Source organism: Rhizobium sp. CSW-27 (assembly GCF_018760785.1).
GTDB lineage: Bacteria > Pseudomonadota > Alphaproteobacteria > Rhizobiales > Rhizobiaceae > Neorhizobium.
The window spans coordinates 356979-381144 of sequence record NZ_JAHHZO010000004.1 but is presented as its reverse complement, the minus strand read 5'-3'; the positions used below and the strand labels follow the sequence as shown (position 1 = coordinate 381144).

General features: G+C 63.8%; 23 protein-coding genes. 8 read left to right on the top strand and 15 right to left on the bottom strand.

The features are described 5' to 3' along the window. Positions 1-79: 79 nt before the first annotated feature. From KLP42_RS10905 to KLP42_RS10880, 6 genes are all read right to left on the bottom strand, one after another. The gene (locus KLP42_RS10905) at positions 80-1933 is read right to left on the bottom strand and encodes an ABC transporter ATP-binding protein (protein WP_215566607.1); all 1854 of its coding nucleotides are present in this window, start codon (positions 1931-1933) and stop codon (positions 80-82) included. A 230-nt stretch (positions 1934-2163) separates the two neighbouring features. Next, positions 2164-2730, bottom strand: coding sequence for a hypothetical protein (locus KLP42_RS10900; RefSeq protein ID WP_502941294.1), 567 nt, complete (start codon positions 2728-2730; stop codon positions 2164-2166). 108 nt (positions 2731-2838) lie between these two features. Further along, positions 2839-4620, bottom strand: coding sequence for a methyl-accepting chemotaxis protein (locus KLP42_RS10895; protein WP_215566603.1), 1782 nt, complete (start codon positions 4618-4620; stop codon positions 2839-2841). Between the two features lie 305 nt (positions 4621-4925). Further along, positions 4926-5423 (bottom strand): xanthine phosphoribosyltransferase, encoded by a 498-nt coding sequence (gene gpt, locus KLP42_RS10890; protein WP_215566601.1) that lies wholly within the window; start codon positions 5421-5423, stop codon positions 4926-4928. Between the two features lie 195 nt (positions 5424-5618). Beyond that, on the bottom strand, positions 5619-6461 hold the full coding sequence (locus tag KLP42_RS10885) for a universal stress protein (RefSeq protein ID WP_215566599.1): 843 nt from the start codon (positions 6459-6461) through the stop codon (positions 5619-5621). A 98-nt stretch (positions 6462-6559) separates the two neighbouring features. Next, complete coding sequence (locus KLP42_RS10880; RefSeq protein ID WP_215566597.1) at positions 6560-7330, bottom strand: competence/damage-inducible protein A; 771 nt, start codon at positions 7328-7330, stop codon at positions 6560-6562. 238 nt (positions 7331-7568) lie between these two features. On the opposite strand from KLP42_RS10880, the gene wrbA reads away from it, so the two are divergent. Next, complete coding sequence (gene wrbA / locus KLP42_RS10875; RefSeq protein WP_215566595.1) at positions 7569-8168, top strand: NAD(P)H:quinone oxidoreductase; 600 nt, start codon at positions 7569-7571, stop codon at positions 8166-8168. 86 nt (positions 8169-8254) lie between these two features. On the opposite strand, the gene KLP42_RS10870 is transcribed toward wrbA, so the two are convergent. Further along, a complete protein-coding gene (locus KLP42_RS10870; protein ID WP_353844859.1) occupies positions 8255-8671 on the bottom strand; it encodes a response regulator in 417 nt (138 codons plus the stop codon). Between the two features lie 113 nt (positions 8672-8784). Further along, on the bottom strand, positions 8785-9045 hold the full coding sequence (locus tag KLP42_RS10865; protein WP_215566591.1) for a hypothetical protein: 261 nt from the start codon (positions 9043-9045) through the stop codon (positions 8785-8787). 679 nt (positions 9046-9724) lie between these two features. Between KLP42_RS10865 and KLP42_RS10860 the strand changes: the two genes are divergently transcribed. Beyond that, complete coding sequence (locus KLP42_RS10860; protein ID WP_215566589.1) at positions 9725-10360, top strand: nucleoside/nucleotide kinase family protein; 636 nt, start codon at positions 9725-9727, stop codon at positions 10358-10360. 55 nt (positions 10361-10415) lie between these two features. On the opposite strand, the gene KLP42_RS10855 is transcribed toward KLP42_RS10860, so the two are convergent. Then, the gene (locus tag KLP42_RS10855) at positions 10416-11870 is read right to left on the bottom strand and encodes a TrkH family potassium uptake protein (protein ID WP_215566587.1); all 1455 of its coding nucleotides are present in this window, start codon (positions 11868-11870) and stop codon (positions 10416-10418) included. A 102-nt stretch (positions 11871-11972) separates the two neighbouring features. On the opposite strand from KLP42_RS10855, the gene ilvA reads away from it, so the two are divergent. Both ilvA and KLP42_RS10845 read left to right on the top strand, forming a co-directional pair. After that, a complete protein-coding gene (gene ilvA / locus KLP42_RS10850; protein WP_215566586.1) occupies positions 11973-13223 on the top strand; it encodes a threonine ammonia-lyase in 1251 nt (416 codons plus the stop codon). Between the two features lie 69 nt (positions 13224-13292). Continuing rightward, positions 13293-13613, top strand: coding sequence for an HlyU family transcriptional regulator (locus KLP42_RS10845; RefSeq protein ID WP_502941291.1), 321 nt, complete (start codon positions 13293-13295; stop codon positions 13611-13613). 84 nt (positions 13614-13697) lie between these two features. Here the strand turns inward: KLP42_RS10845 and KLP42_RS10840 are convergent, their stop codons facing one another. After that, complete coding sequence (locus KLP42_RS10840) at positions 13698-14312, bottom strand: FMN-dependent NADH-azoreductase (RefSeq protein ID WP_215566584.1); 615 nt, start codon at positions 14310-14312, stop codon at positions 13698-13700. A 129-nt stretch (positions 14313-14441) separates the two neighbouring features. On the opposite strand from KLP42_RS10840, the gene KLP42_RS10835 reads away from it, so the two are divergent. Together KLP42_RS10835 and KLP42_RS10830 are read left to right on the top strand one after the other, a co-directional pair. Further along, positions 14442-15407 (top strand): LysR family transcriptional regulator, encoded by a 966-nt coding sequence (locus KLP42_RS10835; protein WP_502941290.1) that lies wholly within the window; start codon positions 14442-14444, stop codon positions 15405-15407. A gap of 246 nt (positions 15408-15653) precedes the next feature. Continuing rightward, complete coding sequence (locus KLP42_RS10830) at positions 15654-16007, top strand: hypothetical protein (protein ID WP_215566580.1); 354 nt, start codon at positions 15654-15656, stop codon at positions 16005-16007. A 107-nt stretch (positions 16008-16114) separates the two neighbouring features. Here KLP42_RS10830 and KLP42_RS10825 read toward each other — a convergent pair whose 3' ends face one another. After that, positions 16115-18103, bottom strand: a complete 1989-nt coding sequence (locus tag KLP42_RS10825; RefSeq protein ID WP_215566578.1) for a bifunctional 2',3'-cyclic-nucleotide 2'-phosphodiesterase/3'-nucleotidase — start codon at positions 18101-18103, stop codon at positions 16115-16117. Positions 18104-18442: 339 nt separating this feature from the next. Here KLP42_RS10825 and KLP42_RS10820 point away from each other — a divergent pair, with 339 nt between their 5' ends. Next, positions 18443-19114, top strand: a complete 672-nt coding sequence (locus tag KLP42_RS10820) for a PadR family transcriptional regulator (protein WP_215566576.1) — start codon at positions 18443-18445, stop codon at positions 19112-19114. Between the two features lie 52 nt (positions 19115-19166). On the opposite strand, the gene KLP42_RS10815 is transcribed toward KLP42_RS10820, so the two are convergent. Beyond that, a complete protein-coding gene (locus KLP42_RS10815; protein WP_215566574.1) occupies positions 19167-19637 on the bottom strand; it encodes a DUF1203 domain-containing protein in 471 nt (156 codons plus the stop codon). A 198-nt stretch (positions 19638-19835) separates the two neighbouring features. Between KLP42_RS10815 and KLP42_RS10810 the strand changes: the two genes are divergently transcribed. Further along, positions 19836-20666, top strand: coding sequence for a polysaccharide deacetylase family protein (locus tag KLP42_RS10810; protein WP_215566572.1), 831 nt, complete (start codon positions 19836-19838; stop codon positions 20664-20666). A 222-nt stretch (positions 20667-20888) separates the two neighbouring features. Here KLP42_RS10810 and sseA read toward each other — a convergent pair whose 3' ends face one another. Genes sseA through KLP42_RS10795 form a run of 3 tightly spaced genes read right to left on the bottom strand, consistent with a single transcriptional unit; the run spans position 20889 to position 24123 of the window. Next, positions 20889-22304 (bottom strand): 3-mercaptopyruvate sulfurtransferase, encoded by a 1416-nt coding sequence (gene sseA / locus KLP42_RS10805; RefSeq protein ID WP_215566570.1) that lies wholly within the window; start codon positions 22302-22304, stop codon positions 20889-20891. 35 nt (positions 22305-22339) lie between these two features. Further along, positions 22340-23077: an alanyl-tRNA editing protein gene (locus KLP42_RS10800; RefSeq protein ID WP_215566568.1), complete on the bottom strand. Its 738-nt coding sequence runs from the start codon at positions 23075-23077 to the stop codon at positions 22340-22342. A gap of 8 nt (positions 23078-23085) precedes the next feature. After that, the gene (locus KLP42_RS10795; protein ID WP_215566566.1) at positions 23086-24123 is read right to left on the bottom strand and encodes a cysteine synthase A; all 1038 of its coding nucleotides are present in this window, start codon (positions 24121-24123) and stop codon (positions 23086-23088) included. Between the last annotated feature and the right edge of the window lie 43 nt (positions 24124-24166).

Sequence of the window (24166 nt, the reverse complement as noted above, 5' to 3'; positions counted from 1 at the left end):
CAAATCATGAGGTTTTTGATCAAGAATGCGTGACAGGCGCAAGTGCAGGAATGTCGCAATCAGAATTTTCCTGAATCTTTTACTCCAATTTATCCGGCAGGAAGCCGCCGGTCTGCCGCTGCCAGAGCCGGGCATAGAGACCGCCCTTCGCCAGCAGGGCCTCCGGCGCGCCTTCCTCGACGATCCGACCGGACTCCAGCACCACGATCCGGTCCATGCGCGCAATCGTCGACAGGCGGTGCGCAATCGCGATGACCGTCTTTTTCTCCATGACCAGGTTGAGCCTGTCCTGGATTGCCGCTTCGGCCTCGCTGTCGAGCGCCGATGTGGCCTCGTCCAGCACGAGGATCGGCGCGTTCTTCAGCAGGACCCGGGCGATCGCCACCCGCTGGCGCTGGCCGCCGGAAAGCTTGATCCCCCGATCGCCGACATGGGCGGCATAGCCGGTGCGACCTTCCGAATCGGTGAGACTTGCGATGAAGCTGTCGGCCTCGGCGGCGCGTGCGGCCTGCGCGATCTGCTCCTGCGTCGCCTCCGGGCGTCCATAGCGGATGTTGTCGGCGACCGAGCGATGCAGCAGAGCGACATCCTGGGCAATCACGCCGATATTGCGCCGCAGGCTGGCCTGCGAGACCGCCGCGATATCCTGCCCGTCGATGAGGATCGATCCCTCGGCAATGTCGTAGAACCTGAGCAGAAGACTGACGAGCGTGGTCTTGCCGGCGCCGGACAGGCCGACCAGGCCAACCTTCTCGCCGGGCGCGATGGCAAGGGTCAGGCCATCGATGACCGGCCGGCCGTTCCCGTAGGCGAAACGGATGTTCCTGAAGAGGATCTCGCCGCGGTGCACTGCCAGTTCGCTCGCATCCGGCCGGTCGACGATGGTCGGCGGTGTGGTCATTACCGGCATGGCATCCTTGATGGTGCCGAGCGCCTTGAAGATCTGCTGGCCCATCTGCAGGAAGGTGAAGGCGCCGGCGGAAAGACGCTGCAGGATGTAGACCGCGGCGACAAAATCTCCCACGGTCAGGAAGTCCCGGTAGAGCCCCCAGAAGCCGATGCCGAGCATCACGAGCCACAGCAGCATGTTGAGACAGATCACCGCCAGCTCGGAGGTGCGGTAGATGCGCTGTTCCAGATGCATCGTGTCGACGGCTTTCGCCATGATCCGCCGCAGCGTGCCCGCCTCGCTGTCTTCCGCCGCGAACTGCTTGACCATCTGGATATTGCCGTAGAGGTCGGTGAGAGCGCCGGTGATCAGGCTGTACTGCCTGGCCGAGCGGCGGGAGCGTTCGGTAAAATGCGGCACCACCTTCACCGTCATCGCCACGTTGATGGCGACCCACAGCACGACAGGCAGGGCAAGCTGCCACGACAGCGACAGCAGGATGGCGACCGAGCCCAGGATCTGCAGCAGGAAGCGCGGCGCGGTCTGGAAGGCGATGAGGATCTGCTGCTGCACGGCATCGGCCACCTGGTTGAGGCGAGAAGCCACCTGGCCGGCAAACAGGTCGTGAAAGAAGGCAAGATCCTGCCGTTCCACCGCCTTGTGTCCCTGCCACTTGACGGCGATCGACAGGCTGATGCCGATGACATGCGAATTCAGCACATTGGTGATGTAGAAGAACACCGGCATGGCCGGGAAGATCATCAGGCCGAGACAGACAAGCAGAACCGTGTGGCTTGCGACGAAGGCCTCGACACCCTGCGTCGATACCCCGTCCACGATGACCGACAGCCCCCAGATGACGGCAAGGTTGATGCCTTCGACCAGCATCGAGCTCAGCGCCATTGCGGCAATGACACCGCGGAACATGCGCATGAAATGCAGGACGACCGCGACGGGGCCGCTGTCGGGCAGGGGAGCGTAAGCAATGTCGAGTGGCCGGATCAGCCGTTCGAACGGGCGGTAGATGGCATCGGACAGTGTCATGGAGCCCTCTCGGATCGGTACGCCGCGGCAGGGCGCAGGAACGCAAGGGGAGGGATACCAACACTTTCGGCGCGCAAGGGCCACCGAAAAAAGAAGCATGTATCGGAATAATTTTCGGTGGATTGTGCGCAGACCCCGACACGCTTCATGGATGAAGCTGCCGGACACGGAAAGGCCGCCCCGAAAGGCGGCCACCGTGTTCCGTCCGGCTTCTGTGAGGCGGGCGCGTCTCAGAGGGCGTCGAGATTGACGCCGATGGTGATGGCGCCGACCGGTGCGCCGGTTTCGTCGCTGATGGTCATCGAGGCCTGCGATTGCAGGGCCTGTGTCGATTCGTCCTTTTCGACGCCGTCGACGAACAGGGCATCCTTGCCGGCGCCGAAGCTCTTCTTGAACTTTGCCTCGTCGCCCTGCCAGTAGTCGGAGGTCACGTCGCTCTGGCCGACATTCAGGCCCTTGTTGTCCATCACGAAGACCTCCGCGATGGCGCCCTGCGAGGCCGCCTGCTTGTCCTTCAGGAAGGCGGAAACGGCATTGCCGAGGGTTTCGTTGATCAGCGGCTTGTCCGCCGCCTCGACTTCGGCGCGCCATTTCTTGTCAAGCGCGATGATATCCGCCTCGGAGAGGCCGGCATGCTTGGCATTCTGTGCCTTGAGCGCGCCGATGATCACCGGATCGCTGAGCCAGGGGGCGACATTGGTCTTCACGTAGTCGGTCACCGGGGCGACATGCGCTTCCTCGGCGGCGGCCGACTGAAGCGAAAAGGTCAGCAGGGCTGCGACGGCAAGGCCGGTCATGAAAGGTTTCATCGGGGTGCTCCTCAAGCGTGTTGTGCTGTGTTTCGGGACCTTCTGCCGAATGCGCCTCGCCGGTCCCATGCGGAGGCTTCGATCGGTCTGGTGGCGTCAGGCCACCCGGCGTGCGGTTGCGGCCATCCGGCCATCGGCCTGCCTGAAGCGGCCGGTGGCGTCCTGCATGATCTGGCTCTGGGACAGCAGATCGTGCGAGGCGGCGCTGACCTCTTCCACCATGGCGGCGTTCTGCTGGGTGGTCTGGTCCATGCTGTTGATGGCCGAATTGATTTCCTGCAGGCCGCTTGCCTGCTGGCGATAGGAATCGACGATCGCGACAATGCCTTCCGCGATCCGGCCGATATGGTTCTCGATCTTCAGCAGCGTGTCGCCGGTCTGGTTGACCAGCTGCACGCCGTTCGCCACCTCGTTGTTGGAGACGTCGATCAGTTGCTTGATTTCCTTCGCCGCATTGGCGGAGCGCTGCGCCAGTTCGCGCACTTCCTGGGCAACGACCGCGAAGCCCTTGCCGGCCTCCCCGGCACGGGCTGCCTCGACGCCGGCATTCAGTGCCAGAAGGTTGGTCTGGAAGGCGATCTCGTCGATCACGCCGATGATCTGGCCGATCTGCGAGGAGGAGTGCTGGATGCGGTCCATGGCGCCGATGGCATTGCGCACCACCTGGGCCGAATGGTTGGCCTCCGATTTTGCCTCGCCGACCATGGCGCCGGTCGTTTCGGCGTTCTGCGAGGAGGAGCGTACCGTGGCGGTCACCTGGCTGAGCGCCGCCGCTGTCTCTTCCAGTGCCGCGGCCTGCTGCTCGGTACGCTTGGCCAGTTGCTCGGCCTGTGAGGCAAGCTCCACCGCGCCGCTTCCGACATTGCCGGCAGACGCCTTGATCTCGGTGATGGTGGTGGCGACGGACTGGACCATTGCGTTGAAGTCAAGGCGCAGTTTCTCGAATTCCGGGCCGAGGTCTTCCAGCCTTGTGCCGAGATCGCCGCCCGCCAGCCGTTCCAGCGCGGCGCCGACGCTCGACATCACGCGGGCCTGGGTGGCGGCATTGTCCTCGGCCATGCGGGCATTTAGGGCCCGTTCGCTGCTGATCGTCTGCTGCTGTTCTTCGGCGAGGCGGCGCTGTTCCTGCTGGGCAATCGCGTCCTGGCGAAATCCCTCGAGGGCGCGGGCGAGAAAACCGATCTCGTCACCCTTCTGCTGGAAGACGACGGGCGACTGCAGGTCGCCTTTCTGCAGGCCGGCAATCCGGCTGCTGATCACCTGCAGCGGCCGGCCGACCAGCCGCCGCATGGTGACGATGAAACCGGCAACGGCGATCACGATGACGAGCGACTGCAGGGCAACGGCGGTCAGCACCTTGCTGCGGATATCGGCCAGGATCGTTGCGGCGGTCCAGGTCGTCACCACATAGCCGGTCGGCTTGCCCGCCTTGTCGAGGGGCAACGGCGCGACAATCGTCATCAGGGTCGGATCGTCGGTTGCGGCAACGGTGACCGGCTTTTCGGGCCTGCTGCCGACAGCCTTGGCAAGCGCGTCGGCGCCGGGCAGGCCATCGATTTCCTTGCGGTCCCAGCTGTCCACCACATTCAGATTGGCGCCGTAGGCGGCGAATTGCACGAGGCTGAGGTCCGGATCGTCGCGATAGAGCGCATAGGCCTCGCGCACGGCATCCGCCTTGCCCCACTTGACCCCGCCGGCGGCCAGCGTGGCAAACTGCGCGCTGTCCTTGGTCCAGCTGTCGGCCACCAGCTCAAGCATGGCGGCGCGTTCGCTGGTCCAGGTGGAAACGGCAAGGCCGACCACCCCGATGAAATTGATCATCACGATGATCGCCGACAGCTTGGCCGTCAGCGGCAGGGATTTCATGGAAGTCAGCATCGACGCCCTCAACTCCAGGGGCCACCGAAGGGGCAGCCCGCGTCACGGCTCCATGCGCTGAATGCTCGGGTCTCTCATGAACCGCCTGCAGCCATGAGCTGCAGTTACGCTCCGCAATTTATGGCATTCGAATATTAATGACGTGTGAAATGATGCTGCCGCACTGCGTTGAAACGGTCTCCCAAGGCATTGTGCGGAAAACGTAATGGCCTGTCATGTCGACGCACCCGATGCCGATGCGATGGTTTGGCAAAAAAAAGCCCGCGGGACGCGGGCTGTTGTAGTTGCAATCCTGGCGGGAAAGATCAGCCCTTGTGGCCCTTGGCGATCGGCTCCTGATAGGTGAAGCCCATGTCCCAGGGGAAGTAGATCCAGGTATCCTGCGAGACTTCGGTGACGAAGGTGTCGACCATCGGCACGCCCTTCGGCTTGGCATAGACGCAGGCAAAGTGGGCGTTCGGCATCATGGCGCGCACTTCCGAGGCCGTCTTGCCCGTGTCCGTCAGGTCGTCGACCACCAGCACGCCCTTGCCGCCATCGGTCAGCAGATCGGCGGCAATGCCCTTCAGCACGTTCATCTCGCCCTGGTTCACATAGTCGTGGTAGGAGGCGATGCAGACCGTTTCGATCAGACGGATGTTGAGTTCGCGCGAAATGATCGCCGCCGGCACGAGGCCGCCGCGGGTGATGCAGACGATGGCGCGGAAATCCTGGTTGAGGCCGGCCAGCCGCCAGGCCAGCGCGCGGGCATCACGATGGAACTGATCCCAGGAAACGGGAAAGGCTTTGTCGGGTAGGGACATGCGAAGAGGCTCCGAAGGCGCTGACGGGAGAATGGGAGGGCCGCCGCCAATGCCGGAGCAGCCCGCGGGCCACCTGATCGACAGGTTCCCGTTGGCTGCTGCTCTTAGCGGCAAATCCCTTGAAAAAGCAAGCCGTATGCGCATGCGGCAAGGGGGCGGCCGCGACGCGACGCCCCCGGTGTTGCAGCGGAAGCCTCAGCGCGACAGAAGCGTCAGCGCCGTCATGCTTTCCAGGACGCTGCGGGTCACGCCACCGAACAGCATTTCCCACCAGCGCGAATGGCCATAGCCGCCCATGACCAGCAGATCGATGCCATCATCGGCAAGCCGGTTCTCGATGGCGGTGGCAGTCGGCACCGGGCAGTTTTCCTCGGTCCTTAGCGTCACCTTCACGCCGTGCCGGGCAAGCGCATTGGCAAGGTCGGTGCCGGCCAGATCCGGCGCCTGACGCGGCATGCCGGGCGGATCGACCGAGAAGATCTCGACGCTGTCGGCGTGCACCAGGAAGGGCAGGGCGTCGAAGGCGGCGCGGGCGGCTTCGCGAGAGCCGTTCCAGGCGACCAGCGCCCGGCGGATCGGCTGCGGCTCCTTCAGGATGCGCGGCACGAGCAGCACCGGCCGGCCGCTTTCGAACAGGAGGGCATCCAGATCGGCGCTGCTGTCGTTGCCATGCTCCGGGTCGTTCTGGAAGGCGAGCACCAGATCGCTGGCGCGCATGCATTCCTGCACGCTGTCGGAACTGTAGCCGGCCGAGGAGACATAGGGCCGCCATTCGAAGGACAGCCCCTCCCGCTCCATGGCCGTGCGGAACACGGTCTCGATGCGCTTCGTCTCGGCCTGGGCCGCCTGCTGCAGCGCCTCGACGGCGGCGGGATCGGGAATTTCCATCGGCGCGATCAGCGGCACGGTCGCCAGCATTTCGGCGCGCAGGCCGATCACATGCGCGGAGAAGGTGCGGGCAAGATCGGCGGCGAAACGGCTGATGGGCGGTGCGCTCTGTTCGCTGTCGAGAACGGCGAGTATGGTCTTGTAACCCATGGGCGGTGTCTCCTCTCGGGCAGGATGGTGGAGCCTCTTGTTCCACCATGCGCCTTGAAATGGACCTCGCCTTGCGCTGGGTCAAGCGCCGGCCCCGATCACGCCTCTGGGCCGGGATTGCCGGTGGCTCGGGCCGCGTCGAGATCGCGGATCATGGCGCTGATCGCCGCGGCGGCGGCATCCAGCGTCTCGGCATCGCGCGCCCGCACCACGAGTTCGGTGGAGAAGCGCTGGCCGTCATACTTCGGATAGGAGCCGATGCTGGTGTCCGGATGCGCCTTCTGGATGGCGCCGAGCAGCATGCCGATATCGCCTTCTCCATAGGGGCAGGGCAGGGCGCGGCTCAGCATTTTCGCGCCGCCGGAAAGTTCCGGCAGGATGTTGTTCACCATGGCCTGGAAGACCTGCGGCACGCCTGCCATCACATACACATTCTCCACCACGAAGCCCGGTGCGGTGGAAACCGGATTGGCAATGTGGCGGGCGCCGCGCGGCATGCGGGCCATACGCTGGCGGGCCTCGGTGAACTCCATGCCGCGTTGCGCATACATCTCGCCGAGCAGCCGCATGGCCTCTGCATCGTGCTCGCAGGGCAGGCCGAAGGCCTTCGAGACGGCATCGGCGGTGATGTCGTCATGCGTGGGGCCGATGCCGCCCGAGGTGAAGACATAGGTATAGCGGCCCCGCAGCGCATTCAGCGCCTCGACGATCGCCTCCTCCTCGTCAGCGACGATTCGAACCTCCTTGAGGTCGATGCCGGACAGGAGCAGCACGTCGGCCAGGTGACCGATATTCTTGTCCTTGGTGCGGCCGGACAGAAGTTCGTCGCCAATCGCCAGAATGGCGGCGGTCACGATGGGGGTTGTCATGGAGGTCCTCGCTGAAAACTGGAATGGCTGTGATGACCTTCCTACGTCAAAACGGCGACCGGAAGAAGGCGTGGCTATGTGCCAGACATTTACGGGTTTGTGACCGCAACGGATTTTTCGTGCTGAAAGATTGAACAGTGCGTGCGACCACAGGGGGCTGGCGAAACGGCAGGCCGCGACTAAGTTGTTCAGCAACGGCCGCGCCATTCCGGCGCCGCACGAACGACGGGAGACACACATGCCGAAGGTTCTGGTTCTCTATCATTCCACCTATGGCCATATCGAAACCATGGCCTATGCGGTCGCCGAAGGTGCCAAGTCCGAGGGCGCCGACGTAACGGTGATGCGCGTTCCGGAACTGGTGCCGGAAGAGGTTGCCAGGGCCTCGCATTACAAGATGGATCAGGCGGCTGCGATCGCCAAGGTGGACGATCTTGTCGAGTATGACGCCATCATCGTCGGTGCCGGCACGCGCTTCGGCACGGTCGCCTCGCAGATGCGCAATTTCTGGGACCAGACCGGCGGCCTGTGGTTCAACGGCAAGCTGATCGGCAAGGTCGGCTCGGTCTTCACCTCCACCGCCACCCAGCATGGCGGCCAGGAATCGACCATTCTCTCCTTCATCCCCACCTTCCTTCACCATGGCATGGTGGTGGCAGGCCTGCCCTATTCCTTCCAGGGTCAGATGGGTACGGAACAGGTAAAGGGCGGTTCGCCCTATGGCGCCTCCACCATCACCGAAGGCGACGGCTCGCGCCAGCCCTCCGAAATCGAACTGGATGGCGCCCGCTTCCAGGGCGCGCATGTTGCGCGCATCGCCGCAAAGCTCGCCGGCTGATGTGCTGAGGCATCCAGGAAGCGACAAGGGGCGCGGGGAGAGATCCTCGCGCCCTTTTTGCCGGTGGCCGCCAGCGGAACGACTTGTCAGGCCAGGGGCTCGGCAAGCGGCCGGAACAGCCGCAGGCGGGCGGGAGGATTGCGGCGAATGCCGTTCTTCCAGTCGACGGTGAACTGGATGACATCGGTGGAGGCCTGCAGGGTGAGGGGCTTGGCGATGACGCCGAGCGCGCCCGCATCGCGCCCCTCCACCAGCGCCGGATTGCCGGTGACGAAGACGACGAGGATGCCCCGCTCCACCAGTCGCGCCGCCAGTTCCGGACCGGTCTCACCATCGGCGAGGCGCACATCGACAAAGGCAATATCGGCATCCCCGGCATAGTTGAGCGCCACGGACATGTCGGGCGCGATGCCGGTTACTTCATGGCCGCAGCGGCGGACGGCATCCTCTAGGTCCATGGCGATCAGCAGTCCGTCTTCGACGATGAGGAATCGGTAGGTCACGATGTGGCACTCTTCAGGCGGCAAAGCACCGACATAGGGTTGCAGCCTTCCCCGGCAAGTCTACCGGATGTCCGGGCAAAGCCGTGATGCGCCGTCCTGCGTCCGGCTCTCCCTCAGTTGTCATCGATGATGTCCGGAAGGAAGCGCCGCCAGATCAGCTTCAGGCTGCGGTCCGGCTGGATCTGGTAGGTTTCCACATACTCGCCGCCATCGGCATAGAAACGGTGCTCGAAGGTGCTGCCGACCGGCGACTTGGTGAGCTTCGTGCGCGGCTGGCCGCTATAGGTGATGGAGCCGGGAATGGGTTCCACCGTGGCGGTGGTGCAGGCGCTGAGGGCAAGCGCGGTGCCGAGGAGGATCAGAGGGATTTTCATCGGTGAAGGACCTGTTGCATGCGGTGACGGGAAAACCTGCCGGAGGCGTTGAAGTTCCAGGCCGGTCGTAAACGGTGAGGCCTCCCTCTCATGTGGGGTATGCGGCGGCGCAGCGCCAGTGCCGGATCGTCTCATGAAAGGCGGCTGCGAGCGTACGAATATTCGAGAACATGGACTTGCATTTTTCAGACAAGCCCATGATTAAGACATTGCCCATGATCAAGTCGGGGCAAGCGGACGTGGCGAAATTGGTAGACGCAGCAGACTTTTGACAATTGGAGTGCCCGCGGGGAAATCCGCGGTGTAGAACCGCTCAAAGTCGGGGAACGCTAAAGGGGAACACCCCAAGGCCAATCCCGAGCCAAGCCCTTCCGGCAGGAAGGGAAGGTGTAGAGACTGGACGGGCGGCGCCTAAAGCCTTTTTCGGTCATGGCGAAGGGACAGTCCAGACCACGAACGCCTGCGGGCGGCGGCGAAAGCCGAAGTGGTATGAAAATCTGCCTCTCGTTCGAGATTACGGGTTCGAGTCCCGTCGTCCGCACCATCTTCTCGTCAGCATGGCTGCTGGTCACGGTGCGGCTTGTGCTGCCACCGCTTGATTTGCCGGCCGGCCTCCGCTCTTGATGGGCGGACGAAAGGGGAAGCCGATTCCCCTCGCCGAACGATCTGGGATCATGCCGTGACGACACTGGAAGACAATGCTCGAGCCCTCGCACGCCGGTTGATCGACCGCCATGACGGAGCGCGCCTGATGGCCGGTATCGCCGGACCGCCGGGATCCGGCAAGTCGACGCTGGCCGATCAGGTGGTGGAGGAGATCAATCGCGAGCGGCCGGGGCTTGCCGCCGTCTTTCCCATGGATGGCTTCCACTTCGACGATGCTGTGCTGACGGCGATGGGGCGCCTGGCGCACAAGGGGGCGATAGACACCTTCGACGTGCATGGCCTGCGGCACATACTGCAGCGTCTGAAGAGCAACGAGGACGAGGTGGTGGCCGTGCCTGTCTTCGACCGGGCAATCGAGATCGCCCGTGCCGGTGGCCGGCTGATCGGGCGCGAGACCGGCATCATCGTCTGCGAGGGCAATTACCTGCTGATGCGTGAGAAGCCGTGGGACCGGCTGAAGCCGATCTTCGACCTGACGGTGATGGTCGAGGTGGAGGTGGAGGAACTGCGCCGGCGCCTGCGTGTCCGCTGGGAGGGCTACGGTCTCGACGAGGCAGCCATCCGCCACAAGCTGGACGGCAATGATCTGCCGAACGGCCTGGCCATTCTTGCCGGCAGCGCCGAGGCGGATCTGACGATCCGCAACTGAAGAGCCCGGACCCTGCTTGCGCGCGGCAAAGGCGCGCGCGATGCGGCTGGCGTTTTCAGTTGCGCCAGAACAGGGGCAGCAGAAGCACCATCACGGTCAGGATTTCCAGTCGCCCCAAGAGCATCATCAGCGACAGCAGGTAGAGCGCCGGCTCGCTGAGGCTGGAGAAGTTTCCGGCGGGGCCGATGGTCGTGCCAAGACCGGGGCCGACGTTGGACAGACAGGTCAGCACCGCCGAGAAGGAGGTGACGAGATCATAGCCCAGCAGCGCCATGCCGAGGCTGCCGACGGCCCACAGCATGATGTAGAGGCTGATGAACAGGAAGACGCCGCGCTGCACCTCGGGGTCCACCGTGGCAGTGCCGTAGCGCACCGGATAGATGGCATTCGGATAGATCAGCTTCTTCAGGCCGCTTCGGATGACGTTGAAGACGATGACGAAGCGGTAGGCCTTGATGCCCCCGGCCGTCGATCCGGAACAGCCGCCCATGAAGGTGGCGAACATGGCCAGCGCCACCGCGAAGGGACCCCAGAGCGTGTAGTCCTCGCTGGCAAATCCGGTGGTGGAGAGAATGGAGGAGATGTTGAAGAAGGAATGCGCCAGTGCCACCGGCAAATCCACGCCGTTGCGCACATGGTGGTAGATGCCGCCCGCCAGGGCAAACAACGTCAGATAGCCGAGGAAGAAGCCCACCTGCGGATCGCGCAGGCTGTCCAGCCGGCGGCGCACCGCAAACAGGATCAGGATCGAGAAGGGCAGGCTGCACAGCGTCATGAAGACGGTGCCGACCCACATCAGCGGAATGCTGTTGAAATAGCCGAACGAGGCATCGTGGGTGGAAAAGCCGCCGGTGGCGACGGTGGCCATGGCGTGGTTCAGCGCATCGAAATGCCCCATGCCCGCATAATCATAGGCCATGGTGCACACCAGCGTGATGCCGACATAGACGGCCATGAAGGCGCGGGTGAAGCTGGCCAGCTTGGCGAAGGGCTTGTCGTTGGTATCGGAGGATTCCATCTTGAAGAAGGACATCCCGCCAACCCGAAGAAAGGGCAGCACGAACAGGCCGAGCGCCACGATGCCGATGCCGCCCAGCCAGTGCAGCAGGGAGCGCCACATCAGGATGCCGGGTGGCATGTCGTCAAGCCCGGCAAGCACGGTGGAGCCGGTGGTGGTGATCGCCGAGATCGATTCGAACAGCGCCTGGGCAAAGCCGAGGTTCAGTGTCGACAGGTAGAGCGGAATGGCGCCGACCAGCGAGAACAGCGCCCACAGCATGTTGACCAGCAGGAAGCCGAGCCGCTTGTTGAACACCGGAATGGAGCCACGGGTGGCCATGGCGGCCGCCAGCGAAAGGCCGCCGACCATCACGCCGGACAGAGCAAAGATCTGCCAGTCCGGCTGGCCATAATACAGATCGACAAGCGCCGGGATGAACATCGCGGTCGACAGGTAAAGCCCGCACAAGGCCACGATATAGATCGATGAGCGGAATTGGTTTGCGTTCAAACGCGGCGGTCCCGATTAGTTGGCTCTGAAAAGAAGCTTTTGTCTCTCTCGATCAGCTATGGCATAGCGGGGACCGGTTTGAATTTCAACGGATGACAGGCAATGAACAGGGCGGCTGTGGACGAGGCGATGCTGGCGATGCGGGAGATCTTTCCTGAAACGCCGCTGCAGATGAACGAACATCTGAGCCGGCGCTTCGGAGCGGAGGTGTGGCTGAAGCGCGAGGATCTGTCGCCGGTGCGCTCCTACAAGATCCGCGGCGCCTTCAACTTCTTCCGCAAGGCAATCGCCGAGGGCGGCAGCGGCCGCACCTTCGTCTGCGCTTCCGCCGGCAATCATGCGCAGGGCTTTGCCTTCGTCTGCCGCCATTTCCAGGTGCCGGGCGTGGTCTTCATGCCGGTGACCACGCCGCAGCAGAAGATCGACAAGACCCGCATGTTCGGCGGCTCCTTCATCACCATCCGCCTGGTGGGCGACATCTTCGACCAGTGCTATGCGGCGGCTCGCACCCATGTGGAGGAGACCGGCGGCGTGATGGTGCCACCCTTCGACCACGAGGACATCATCGAGGGGCAGGCGACCGTTGCGGCGGAAATCCTCGCGCAACTGCCGGAGGGCGCGCTTCCCGATCTGGTCATCATGCCGGTTGGCGGCGGCGGCCTGTCCTCCGGCATGATCGGCTACCTCTCCAGGGATCTGGCCGACGAGGCCTTCCTGATGGTCGAGCCTTCCGGCGCGCCGAGCCTCAAGGAAAGCCTCAAGGCCGGCCGTGCCGTGACGCTGCCCAGGGTCGACAACTTTGTCGATGGCGCCGCCGTCGCACGCATCGGCGACCTGAATTTCGAGGCGCTGAAGCGCTTTGACGAATCGCAGGTCATGGCGATGCCGGAAAACGCCATCTGCGTGACGATGACGGAAATGCTCAACATCGAGGGTGTGGTGCTGGAGCCGGCCGGCGCGCTGTCGCTGACCGCACTTGCCGCGCTCGACCCCGAACGGGTGAAGGGCCGGCGCATCATTGCCGTCGTCTCCGGTGGCAATTTCGATTTCGAGCGCCTGCCGGACGTCAAGGAGCGCGCCATGCGGCATGCGGGGCTGAAGAAATACTTCATCCTGCGGCTGGCCCAGCGCCCGGGCGCACTGCGCGATTTCCTCAACCTGCTCGGACCGGAAGACGACATCGCGCGTTTCGAATATCTGAAGAAGTCGGCGCGCAATTTCGGCTCGATCCTGATCGGCATCGAAACGGCCAGCCCGGAAAACTTTGCCGGCCTGCTGGAGCGGTTCGAGGCGGCGGGGCTCGGCTATCAGGACATTACCGAAAACGAGATCCTGGCCAACCTGATCATCTAAAGGGATGGGCCACGCGCCTGAGACAAACGGTCTGGCAAGCCAGGCCCGACACACAAGGAAGGACGACTGATGGCATTCTTTTCCAAGATCCTCTCGATGTTTTCCGGCGGTGGCGAGCAGGAGGCGAAGGCCGCCCCGGCGGCCGAACCGCAGGAGCATGCCGGCTGCAAGATCTTCGCCGAGCCGGTGCGCGAGGGGTCGCAATACCGCCTGGCAGGGCGCATCGAAAAGGTGGTGGACGGCCAGACCATGGTGCGCACCTTCCTGCGCGCCGACATGTTTACCTCGCTGGATGATGCGCGCGAATGCACTTTCCGTAAGGGCCAGCAGATCATCGACCAGAATGGCGCCTCGCTGTTTTCCGATGGTGCCGTCTCCCGTAGCGCCTGAGGTGCTCGCGCACGGCTGGCCAAAAAAGAAGACCGCTGCCGATGGCAGCGGTCCTCGCATCGCTTGAACGGAAGGCTTGGCCGATCAGGCAGCCTTGGCCAGTTCCTCGGTGCGGCTCCTGGCAGAGGCCAGCGCCTTTTCGACGGCTTCCGGACCGAAGGCCAGGCCCTCGACGTAGAGAACTTCCACATCGGTCATGCCGAGGAAGCCTAGCACGGTCTTGAGATAGGGCACGGCATGGTTCAGCGGAGCGGCCGGGCCATCGGAATAGACGCCGGCAGCGGCCAGAACGATATAGACCTTCTTGCCCTTGACGAGGCCTTCCGGACCTTCTGCGGTGTAGCGGAAGGTGACGCCGGCGCGGGCGATGTTGTCGATCCAGCTCTTCAGGCCCGAATAGATGTTGAAGTTGATGAGGCCGGTGCCGATGACGATCTCGTCGGCCGCCATCAGTTCGGCAACCAGCGCGTCGGAGACTTCGACAGCGGCGGCTTCTTCGGCGTTGCGGTCGGCCGGAGCCTTGCGGATGGCCGAGGTGGTGACGGTGTCGAGATGGGCGATCGGGTTGGTGCCGAGATCACGCAGCGTGACTTCGCCGCTGGAGCGGGTGGCCAGGGCCGAGGCCAGATCGGTGGCGACCTTGGTGGAAACCGATTCTTCGCCGCGCGGGCTGGAGGTGATGAGCAGGATCTTGGACATGGTTTTGCGTTCCAGGTGAGTTGTTCAGGGGGAGGCACCGCCTCCATCGCGCTGCAACATAGGAATGGACACCCATCCAGAAAATGGGGATAATCTCGAACAAAGCCATCAACTGAGTGGATGATACCGATGGATGCCAATCCGACGCTCGATCAGCTGCAGGTGTTTCTCGCCGTTGCCGAAAGCGGCAGCTTTTCCGCCGCCTCGCGTCGGCTGAACCGGGCGCAGTCGGTGGTGAGCTACACGATCGCCAATCTGGAGGCGCAACTGGAGGTCTCGCTGTTCGAGCGCAGCGGTTCGCGGCAGACGCGGCTGACCGATGCCGGCAAGGCGCTGCTGGCCGATGCGCGGCGCATCCATTCCGACCTGCAGGTGATGCGTGCCCGCGCCAAGGCGCTGAAACAGGGGCTGGAGGCGGACGTGTCGCTTGCCATCAGCAACATGGTGCCGACCGATGCGGTGGTGGAGGCGCTCGGCGAGTTCGGCCGGCGTTTCCCGACCGTTGCGCTCAGCCTGCATGCGGGGGAGCTCGGCATGGTGATGGATATGGTATCCAGCGGCCGCGCCTCGGTCGGGATCGGTGGCGCGCTGCTGAAGCAGGACGACACGCTGACGGTGGAGAAGATCGGCCACTCCTTCATGGTGCCCGTCGCGGCTGCCGACCATCCGCTGGCGCGGCTCGACCGGCCTCTCACCCGGCGGGACGTGCGCGAGGAGATCCAGCTGGTGGTGACCGATGCTTCCGGCATCACGCACGGCCGCGATTTCAACGTCTTGTCCTACAAGATCTGGCGTGTCAGCGACGTTGCCACCAAGCACCAGCTGATCCGTGGCGGGCTGGGTTGGGGAGGGCTGCCGGCACCGCTGATTCGCGAGGACATCGCATCCGGACGCCTGATGCCGCTCAGCATCGATGCCTATGAAACGAGCGAATATCCGCTTTACTACATTCGCCGCACGGCCAATCCGCCGGGGCCTGCCACCGGCTGGCTGATCGAGACGCTGGCGCAGCGCCTCAGCCACTGCCCGAGCCGCGATGCCTTCGAAGAACTGATGAGCCGGGATGGCGGCAACCGTCGTCTGGCGGCGGAATAGCCCTCCTCGGGGCAAGGCTAGCATCCGGCACCGTGCGGCGGTTTCCGGGCACCGTCAGTCGGTGCGGCAATCCAAGAAAAAAATGCGCTCTCTGTCACAGGGTGTGGTAATCGCGTATGGAAGTCTGCGTGAAACGCATGGCTGGCGAAACAGTTCGAGCGATTATTGGTTGGGTTGCCGTGAACCTTTTGCTGTCTCGGTCCGTAAAGTTTCGTTTACAGACCCGCGTATGGGAGCAGGATTGAGTTGCAGCATCCGAAAGTCGTCATTGTCGCCGCGGCGGATTTCGTTTCCGAACCTGTAAGGCTTGCCTGGCAGAGGGCCGGCGTCGAGATTGTCGGTCCCGTCGCGCCCGTTCCGTTGCGGGATGACCTGCTGCAGGATGCTTTCGGCGTGCTGATGGATGTGACGCTGGAGGCGGAACTGCTGTTTGCCCAATCGCAGGTACTGATCGAGCGGGATATTCCCTTCCTGTTCGTCGTGCGTCAGGCGCGGCCGGAAAGTGTCATGGATCCGTTCGTCGTCAGTGACGATCCGCAGGACATTCTCGCCATTTTCGAGGCGCTGGGCTTCGAGCGGCACGAGGGCGTGCTGCACTGAGCTGAACCTTTGCCGGCACCGCCACGGGCGTAGAAACTGCACGAAAGGCGCGGAAACGAAAAAGCCGCCGGCGCGAAGGCCGGCGGCCACTCAATGCCTGAACATGCTCAGAGGACGAGGCGGAACTTGGCGAAGCCTTCGGCGCCTTCGCCGGCATCCTCGATCTTCGCACCCTTCACATCGGCCAGGTACTGGCGTCCCTTCGGCCCGCTTTCGAAAATGGCCGTGGTGCCGGGCAGCGGCTTGAACGACCAGTTCGCATCGGCCGAGGGGTTGATGGTGCCCTGCTGGATGATGTAGCGCACGATCACGTCGCGGTTGGTGTCGGGGGCCACCAGGATCACCTTGTCTCCGGCGATTTCCGGGAACTTGCCGCCGCCGCCGGCGCGGTAGTTGTTGGTGGCGACCACGAATTTCTGCGCCGGGTCGATCGGCTTGCCCTCGAACTTCAGGTCCACGATGCGGTTCGCGTCGGGATTGACGAGCTTGCCGTCACCGTCGAAGCGCGCCGGCTGCGACAGGTCGATCTGGTAGGTGACGCCATCGATCACGTCGTAATTGTAGGACGGGAACTTGGCGTTCAGCAGCGGCACATCCTTGGCACCGGCCGGGACCTGGTTGAACATGCCGGCAGACATTTCCAGCCAGTTCTTGACCTGCGCCCCGGTGATCAGCACGGCCTGCACCGTGTTGGGATAGAGATAGAGGTCGGCCACGTTCTTGATGGCGATGGCGCCTGCCGGAACATCGGTGAAGTATTCCGGGCCGCCACGGCCGCCGGCCTTGAAGGGGGCTGCGGCGGAGAGTACCGGATAATTCTTGTACTCGCCTTCCTTCAGCAGGTCCTTGACGTACCAGGTCTGGGCGTTGGAGACGATCTGAACCGAGGGGTCGTCGGCCACCAGCGCGAAGTAGGAGTAGAGCGGCGCGGAGGTCTTGCCGACCGGACGGCGCACATAGGCAAGCGTTGCCTCATGCTCGGCCTTCACGGCCGCAACGATTTCCGGCTTGTCCTTGGCATCGGCCACGACCTTGCGGTTTTCGTCGCGGTGATAGATCGGGCGGGCCTCGGTGGTGAAGTCCACCACCTTCCAGCCCTTGCCGTCCTTCTCCAGCAGCAGGTCGATGAGGCCCATATGCGAGCCCCAGAAGCCGGCCATCACGGCAGGCTTGCCCTGCAGCGAGCCCTTCTTGGCATCGACGCCGGCAATGCCTTCGAAATCCTTCGGACCGGGGAAGACGAGATGCTGGTGCCCGGTGAAGATCGCATCGATGCCCTCGACGCCGGCCAGATAGAGCGAGGCGTTTTCCATCCGCTCCGACTGGCCCGAGCCATCGATACCGGAATGCGAGAGCGCGATGATGATGTCGGCACCCTCTTCCTTCATGACCGGCACCCAGGCCTTGGCAGCCTGCACGATATCGCGCGTCTGTGCCTTGCCTTCGAGGTTCTTGGCGTCCCAGACCATGATCTGCGGCGGCACGAAGCCGATGAAGCCGATCTTGATCGGGCTTGTGGCGCCCGTGCCGTCCTTGATCTGCTTTTCGACGATCACGTAGGGCTTGAACATCAGCTCGTCCTTGCGCGGATCGGAGGCGAGCTGGCCCTTGGTGACATTGGCGCAGACGATGGGGAAGTTGGCGCCGGCCAGCACGTTCGACATGAACTCCAGGCCGTAGTTGAATTCGTGGTTGCCGACGGTGCCACAGTCATAGCCCAGCACGTTCAGCGCCTTGATGACCGGATGCAGGTCACCCGCCTTCATGCCCTTCTCATAGGCCATGTAATCGCCCATGGGATTGCCCTGCAGAAGGTCGCCATTGTCCACCAGCATGGAATTGCCGGCTTCGGCGCGTACCTGGTCGATGAAGGTCGCGGTGCGCGACAGACCCATCGTGTCATTGGGCTTATCGGCATAATAGTCATAGGGCATGATGTTCACATGGATGTCGGTCGTCTCCATGATGCGCAGATGCGCCTGATTGGCCTGGGCTCGGGCTGCGAAGGGATGCAGCACAACGAGCGCGGAACCGGCCGCGATGCCGCCCAGAAGCGAACGGCGCGTGAGTGCGGGTTGGGTGAACGAAAATGACATGGAGCTCTCCCTCAGTCGTTTGCGGCGAAACTGTAGGGCCAATGTCACGCCAACGCATCAGGAAAATGACAGCGGATCAGCCAATATGTGAGCATCTTCGGACGCGCTTGCTTAGCCGGCTGAGCTTCAACGGAAAATCACGCCATTCGTCCGGAAAGACAATCTACGATATATCGACATTTCGCGGAACCCTGTTGTGAATGGCGCGCTCAGGCCTGTTTTTCTGGGTGGAGGGCGTCCAATGAACGGAAAAGACCTGTTTTCGATATATCGCATCTTGCAAAGGGAATGACGGCGATTATCTTAGATATATCGGAACGTAATCGAAAGGATAAATCGATGTTTGGACGCAAGTGCGAAGACGGGGCCGGTCGCGGCCACCGGATGCGGATGGATCTGGAGGGCCTGTTTGCCATGCGTGGCGACGGCTTCGGTCGTGGTTTCGGCCGCGGCGGGCGTGGTCGCGGTTTTGGCGACGGCGGGCAGGACGATGGCGGCGATAGCCGCATCGGCCGCTTCCTGCTGCAGGGCGACCTGCGCCTGCTGGTGCTGGCGCTGATCGAGAAGGAGCCGCGCCACGGCTACGAGATCATCCGCCATGTGGAGGAGCTGACCTATGGCTTCTATGTCCCGAGCCCCGGCGTCATCTACCCGACGCTGACCTATCTGGAAGAGGCAGGCTACATTACGGCGGAAACGGACGGCAACAAGAAGCGCTATTCCATCACCGACGAGGGGCGTGCACATCTCGACAGCAATCGTGGACCGACCGGCGCCATTCTGGAGCGGCTGTCCATGGTGGCAGAGCGCCTGCGCCAGCGCCGCGAGGGCGGTCGCGGACGGCGGGAGGAGCAGGGGCCGGAGCTGCCGCGCAGCGTGGAGGCCGCACTGCTCAACCTGCGCGAAGTGATGGCCCGCCGCCTCGGCGAGGACGAACGCCGCGCCGGTGCGATGGTGAAACTGCTGCTGCAGATCGCCGAGGATCTCGACGCGCAGACCACCCGCGACTGAGCGTTTGTCGCCGCGCTTGCCGTCGCCGCACGGTCGTTGCGACCGGGCCGTGTCAGGCCCGGTCGATCCGGCACTGGTAGCAATTGTTGCGGGCCGAGCGCACATGGACATAGGCAATCTCGGGGCGGACAAGGAGCGTTGCGGCGCGGGCGGCGATCTGCTCCGTCGGCGTCACGGCACCCGTGCCATAGACGATGCGGTCGTTTTCATCATAGCCGCGCAGGATGTAATCCGGGCTGGCGAGCATCGGCGGCAGTGTCTCGACGGCCTCGTAACGCGGGCAGGGGCCGCCATGCAGGAAGATCGGCCCGGTTTCGGCATAGGGCTGCCGCTGCGGGAAGGGACGATAGGCAAGGACCAGCATCGACTCGCCGGCGGCGATGAAGCCGAGGCAGTGGCGGCAGGGCGTGCCCTCGCCGGACGAGATCGTGCGCTCGGGCGGATGGTCGTAGGCATCCGTGGCACCGTTCCACAGCGCTGTGGCGGCCTCGGCGGGCATGGCGGTGAAGCGTATCGCGGGCATGATGGCATTCCTCCGGTTCGATGCCGACGACCCTGCCGTCTTCACCAAACCGCCGCCACCCGTTTCCTGCGCGGCAAGGTGCATCAAGCTCCATGCTGCAGATCCCGTGCCGCGCCGACACCCGGCCTTCACCAAAAGGTGGGTGGTCTTTGCGCCCGGCCTCCGCTATGGGAGCGCCAGATCACCGGTAGCCTTTTCATGACGCCTTTGCTTCCCGCCCTGTCGGCATTTCTGCTGACACTCTCCCTCGCCGCTCCGGCGGCCGCGCTCGATCCGACGCAACTGCCGCCGCAATCCCGATCCGTGGTGCAAGAGCCGGCAAGAGGCGCGCATCAGCCGCCGGTGCCGCGCGCCGCCAAGCTGCTGGAGCCGGCGCTGCATCTGCCGAAGAGCCAGACGCCCGGCGTGCTGCGCGTGGCACTCACCTTCGATGCCTGCATGGGCGAGGTGGACCAGCGCATCCTCTCGGTTCTGCTCTCAGAAAGAATCCCCGCCACCATCTTCGTGACTGCCCGCTGGCTGCGTCGCAATCCGCAGACGCTGGCCTTGTTCAAGGCGCATCCGGAACTGTTCGAACTGGAGAATCATGGCGAAAACCATGTGCCGGCGGTGGACCAGCCGATGCAGATCTATGGCATCGCGGCGGCCGGTTCGCCACAGGCGGTGGAACAGGAGGTGGCGGGCGGCGCCAGCGCCATGCAGGCGGCCGGCGTCGACAGGCCGCACTGGTTCCGCGGCGCGACGGCAAAATACGACGTCTCGGCCATGATGCAGATCCGCGCCATGGGGTTCCGGATCGCCGGCTATTCGGTCAATGGCGATGGTGGCTCGCTGCTGGGCGCGGCGCTCTCGGAAAAGCACATCGCCAACGCAAGGGACGGCGACGTGGTTCTCGCCCATATCAACCAGCCGACGCATGCCGCCGGGGAAGGTGTCGCGCGCGGCATCCTCGCCCTGAAGCGCCGTGGCGCTACCTTCGTGCGCCTCTCCGACGTTCCGGATCTGTCCGACGAGACGCTGACGCATTGAGGCGAACACGCGCGCTGCAGAACAGGTTCGCGGCCGCCGCCATGGACTGAACGAGGCTGCGGGAAACGGATTCCGACCGCGCCCGTTCGCGAGCCGGAGCGTCCGCTGCCTGTCTCCCCTCTCTTCGTCGGGAAGACGATGTCCGACGGGGGCTGTAGGCCGGGGCTTGCCGCGTCGTGCCGACGAAGGCACAAGCCGCCGCCGCCGTTTTGCGAGAACCGCTCAGTCCCGCTTGGCGAGCGCCAGCAGTTCCGCATCCGACATGGGTTCGATCCAGGCCTCGCTGGTGCCGACCGGGGCAAAGCCCATCATCTGGTAGAGCGGCAGCGCACGCGGATGATCCAGCGTGTTGGTCGAGACGATGACCTTCTTCGGGTTCATCTGCCAGGCGGAATAAAGCGCCTGCAGCAGGAACCATTTGCCGATGCCGAGGCCGAGCGCGTGTTCGAAGAGGCCGAAATAGGACAGTTCCACCACTTCGTCGCTCAGCTTGTTCAGCTCGAAGAAGCCAGCCGGCGCGCCGTTGACGTAAAGAACGGTCACCGAAACGCGCTCGTTGCGCAGGATCGCTTCCAGTTCGTCATCGGGCATGCGCAGGCGCTTGTACCAGTGCCAGCGCTTGCCGACCTGACGGTAGAGATAGCGGTAATAGTGCAGCGGAATGTCCTTCGCCACGATGATCGCCGTGTGCAGGTTGACCGGCATCGGCAGGCTCTGGCGCGGCGGGGCGGTCATTTCAAGCTGCGTGACATGCGCCTTGATCGGCCCGTGTGCCGGGCGGTCGAGCGTCTCGGCGGGGCCGGTGACGACGGGCGTGTCGGTGCGGCCGCCCCATTCCGACCAGGAACCGTCATAGAGCGAATTGTTGGTGTGGCCGAGCGATTCGAGCGCGAGCGTGACGACGGCGGCGGTAACGCCCGAGCCGCAACTGGTGACGACCGGGCGCGAAAGATCGATGCCGGCTTCGTCCATCATCGCCTTCAGCGTGTCGAGATCCTTCAGATGGCCGCCTTCGGAGAGGCTGGCGGCAGGCAGGCTGCGCGCGCCCGGCATATGACCGGAGCGCATGCCGGCGCGTGGCTCTGCCTCCTCGCCGGTAAAGCGTCCGCCGCCACGCGCATCAACCACCTGCGCCGTGCGATTGTCTACGATGCCGCGCATTTCCTCGAACGTCGTGACGCGGCGGCCGCGGAATTTCGGGGTAAACACGGCGGGCTCCGGTTCCGGCAGTTCGGATTCCAGCTGGCGGCCGTCGCGCTTCCAGCCGTCGAGGCCGCCATCCAGCACATAGACCTTTTCCGCACCCATGGCCCGCAGCATCCACCAGAGGCGCGGGGCGGAAAAGAAGCCCGGACCGTCATAGACGACGATCACGTCGCGCTCGCTGATGCCGAGCTTGCCCATCGTTTCGGCAAAGAATTCCGGCGAGGGCAGGGAATGCGGCAGGCCCGTGGAATGATCGGCTATGGCATCCTGGTCGAAAAAGACGGCGCCCGGAATATGGCCTTCCGCATATTCGGCGGCGCCATTGCGCTTCTGCGCCGGCAGATACCAGGAGGCATCCACGATGCGGAAGCCCGGCACACCCAGTTGGCTTTCCACCCAGTCCGCCGAAACGACAAAACGGCTCTTGCCCATGCTCCACTCCTCAGCGCGCTTGCAATGGCCGCCGCTCAGGCCTCATCGGCGGGCGTGCCGAAGCGGATGCGGAAGCGACGGTTTTCCTTGCCCTTCTTTTCGATCTTCGCGATGTGAATCGCGCCGACCTCCTGGGTTTCGGAAACATGTGTGCCGCCGCATGGCTGGCTGTCAACGCTGGAGTTTTCCCCGATGCAGACAAGGCTGACGCGGCCAAGCCCGACCGGCGGGCGTACGTTCTTCGATTTGACGATATCCGGATTGGCGATCAGTTCCTCGTCGGTGATCCAGTTGAGGAAGACCGGATGGTTTTCCGAGACGAGCTGCATCAGCCTTGCCGTCACCTCATCCTTGTCGATGGTCTCCGTCATGTCGAAATCGACGCGCGATTCCTCCTCGCCGACGGCCGCGCCGGTGATCGGGAAGGGGCAGACGACGGACAGCAGATGGCAGGCCGTATGCATGCGCATCAGCCTGTAGCGGCGCGGCCAGTCGACATGCAGAACGAGCCTCTCGCCAACCTCGGGGCGCATTTCGCCCGCAAGCGGCATGTGCAGGATGATGTCCTTGCTTTCGCCGTGGCGGGTCTGGCCGAGCTGTATCCGGCTGCCGTCCTCTCTCTCCAGAAAGCCTGTGTCCCCCGGCTGACCGCCGGAGGTGGCATAGAAGCAGGTCTGGTCGAGCTCTATGGCGCCATCCTCGCGCACGGCCGTCACCGTGCCCTCTGCCGTGGAAAGATAGAAATCGTCGCGGTAGAGGGCTGTTGTGCTCATTGACTGTCTCAGGCTGTCTGGAAGGGAACCTCGATGCTGCGTTTGTGCACCAGCCAGCCCGGCACGGGCAAGCCCTTGGACTTCAGGAAGTCCGGATTGAACAGCTTCGACTGGTAACGGTTGCCGTAGTCGCACAGGATCGTCACGATGGTGTGGCCGGGGCCAAGATCCTCCGCAAGACGGATGGCGCCGGCGATATTGATGCCCGACGACCCGCCAAGGCAGAGGCCTTCGTTCTCGACGAGATCGAACACCAGCGGCAGTGCTTCGGCATCCGCAATGCGATAGGCGAAATCCGGGGAAAAACCTTCCAGATTGGCGGTGATGCGGCCCTGGCCGATGCCCTCGGTGATCGAGGAGCCTTCCGACTTCAGTTCGCCATGCGCATAATACGCATAAAGGGCTGCGCCTTCCGGATCGGCAAGCCCGATCTTGATCGCCGGATTCTTTGCCTTCAGGCCGAGCCCGGTGCCCGCCAGCGTGCCGCCGGAGCCGACGGCGCAGATGAAGCCATCCACCTTGCCGCCCGTCTGCTCCCAGATTTCCGGCGCCGTGGTTTCGATATGCGCCTCGCGGTTGGCGACATTGTCGAACTGGTTCGCCCAGATCGCGCCGTTCGGCTCGGTCTTTGCCAGTTCCTCGGCCAGGCGACCGGACAGCTTCACGTAATTGTTCGGGTTCTTGTAGGGGACGGCCGGCACTTCAACCAGTTCGGCGCCGAGAAGCTTCAGGGCATCCTTCTTCTCCTGGCTCTGCGTTTCCGGAATGACGATCACAGTGCGGTAGCCGAGTGCCTTGGCAACCAGCGTCAGGCCGATGCCGGTATTGCCGGCCGTGCCTTCCACGATGACGCCGCCCGGCCGCAGCAGGCCCTTCCGTTCCGCATCGCGAATGATGAACAGTGCGGCGCGATCCTTCACCGACTGGCCGGGGTTGAGGAATTCGGCCTTGCCGAGGATTTCGCAGCCCGTGCGTTCGGATGCGCCCTTGAGGCGGATCAGGGGAGTGTTGCCGATCGCGCTGAGGACGGACGTATGAATGGTCATGGAACGGCCCTATCTTGCAGATACTGATTGGCTTGCTTTTCCT

Coding starts and splice junctions, on each gene's coding strand:
- KLP42_RS10810 (WP_215566572.1), top strand. CDS start 19,836: ATGACGCCTTTGCTTCCCGCCCTGTCGGCATTTCTGCTGACACTCTCC.
- KLP42_RS10905 (WP_215566607.1), bottom strand. CDS start 1,933: ATGACACTGTCCGATGCCATCTACCGCCCGTTCGAACGGCTGATCCGG.
- KLP42_RS10880 (WP_215566597.1), bottom strand. CDS start 7,330: ATGACAACCCCCATCGTGACCGCCGCCATTCTGGCGATTGGCGACGAA.
- KLP42_RS10800 (WP_215566568.1), bottom strand. CDS start 23,077: ATGAGCACAACAGCCCTCTACCGCGACGATTTCTATCTTTCCACGGCA.
- KLP42_RS10815 (WP_215566574.1), bottom strand. CDS start 19,637: ATGCCCGCGATACGCTTCACCGCCATGCCCGCCGAGGCCGCCACAGCG.
- KLP42_RS10885 (WP_215566599.1), bottom strand. CDS start 6,461: ATGGGTTACAAGACCATACTCGCCGTTCTCGACAGCGAACAGAGCGCA.
- KLP42_RS10835 (WP_502941290.1), top strand. CDS start 14,442: ATGGATGCCAATCCGACGCTCGATCAGCTGCAGGTGTTTCTCGCCGTT.
- KLP42_RS10865 (WP_215566591.1), bottom strand. CDS start 9,045: ATGAAAATCCCTCTGATCCTCCTCGGCACCGCGCTTGCCCTCAGCGCC.
- KLP42_RS10900 (WP_502941294.1), bottom strand. CDS start 2,730: ATGACCGGCCTTGCCGTCGCAGCCCTGCTGACCTTTTCGCTTCAGTCG.
- KLP42_RS10820 (WP_215566576.1), top strand. CDS start 18,443: ATGTTTGGACGCAAGTGCGAAGACGGGGCCGGTCGCGGCCACCGGATG.
- KLP42_RS10845 (WP_502941291.1), top strand. CDS start 13,293: ATGGCATTCTTTTCCAAGATCCTCTCGATGTTTTCCGGCGGTGGCGAG.
- KLP42_RS10895 (WP_215566603.1), bottom strand. CDS start 4,620: ATGCTGACTTCCATGAAATCCCTGCCGCTGACGGCCAAGCTGTCGGCG.
- gpt (WP_215566601.1), bottom strand. CDS start 5,423: ATGTCCCTACCCGACAAAGCCTTTCCCGTTTCCTGGGATCAGTTCCAT.
- wrbA (WP_215566595.1), top strand. CDS start 7,569: ATGCCGAAGGTTCTGGTTCTCTATCATTCCACCTATGGCCATATCGAA.
- KLP42_RS10825 (WP_215566578.1), bottom strand. CDS start 18,103: ATGTCATTTTCGTTCACCCAACCCGCACTCACGCGCCGTTCGCTTCTG.
- KLP42_RS10840 (WP_215566584.1), bottom strand. CDS start 14,312: ATGTCCAAGATCCTGCTCATCACCTCCAGCCCGCGCGGCGAAGAATCG.
- ilvA (WP_215566586.1), top strand. CDS start 11,973: ATGAACAGGGCGGCTGTGGACGAGGCGATGCTGGCGATGCGGGAGATC.
- KLP42_RS10795 (WP_215566566.1), bottom strand. CDS start 24,123: ATGACCATTCATACGTCCGTCCTCAGCGCGATCGGCAACACTCCCCTG.
- sseA (WP_215566570.1), bottom strand. CDS start 22,304: ATGGGCAAGAGCCGTTTTGTCGTTTCGGCGGACTGGGTGGAAAGCCAA.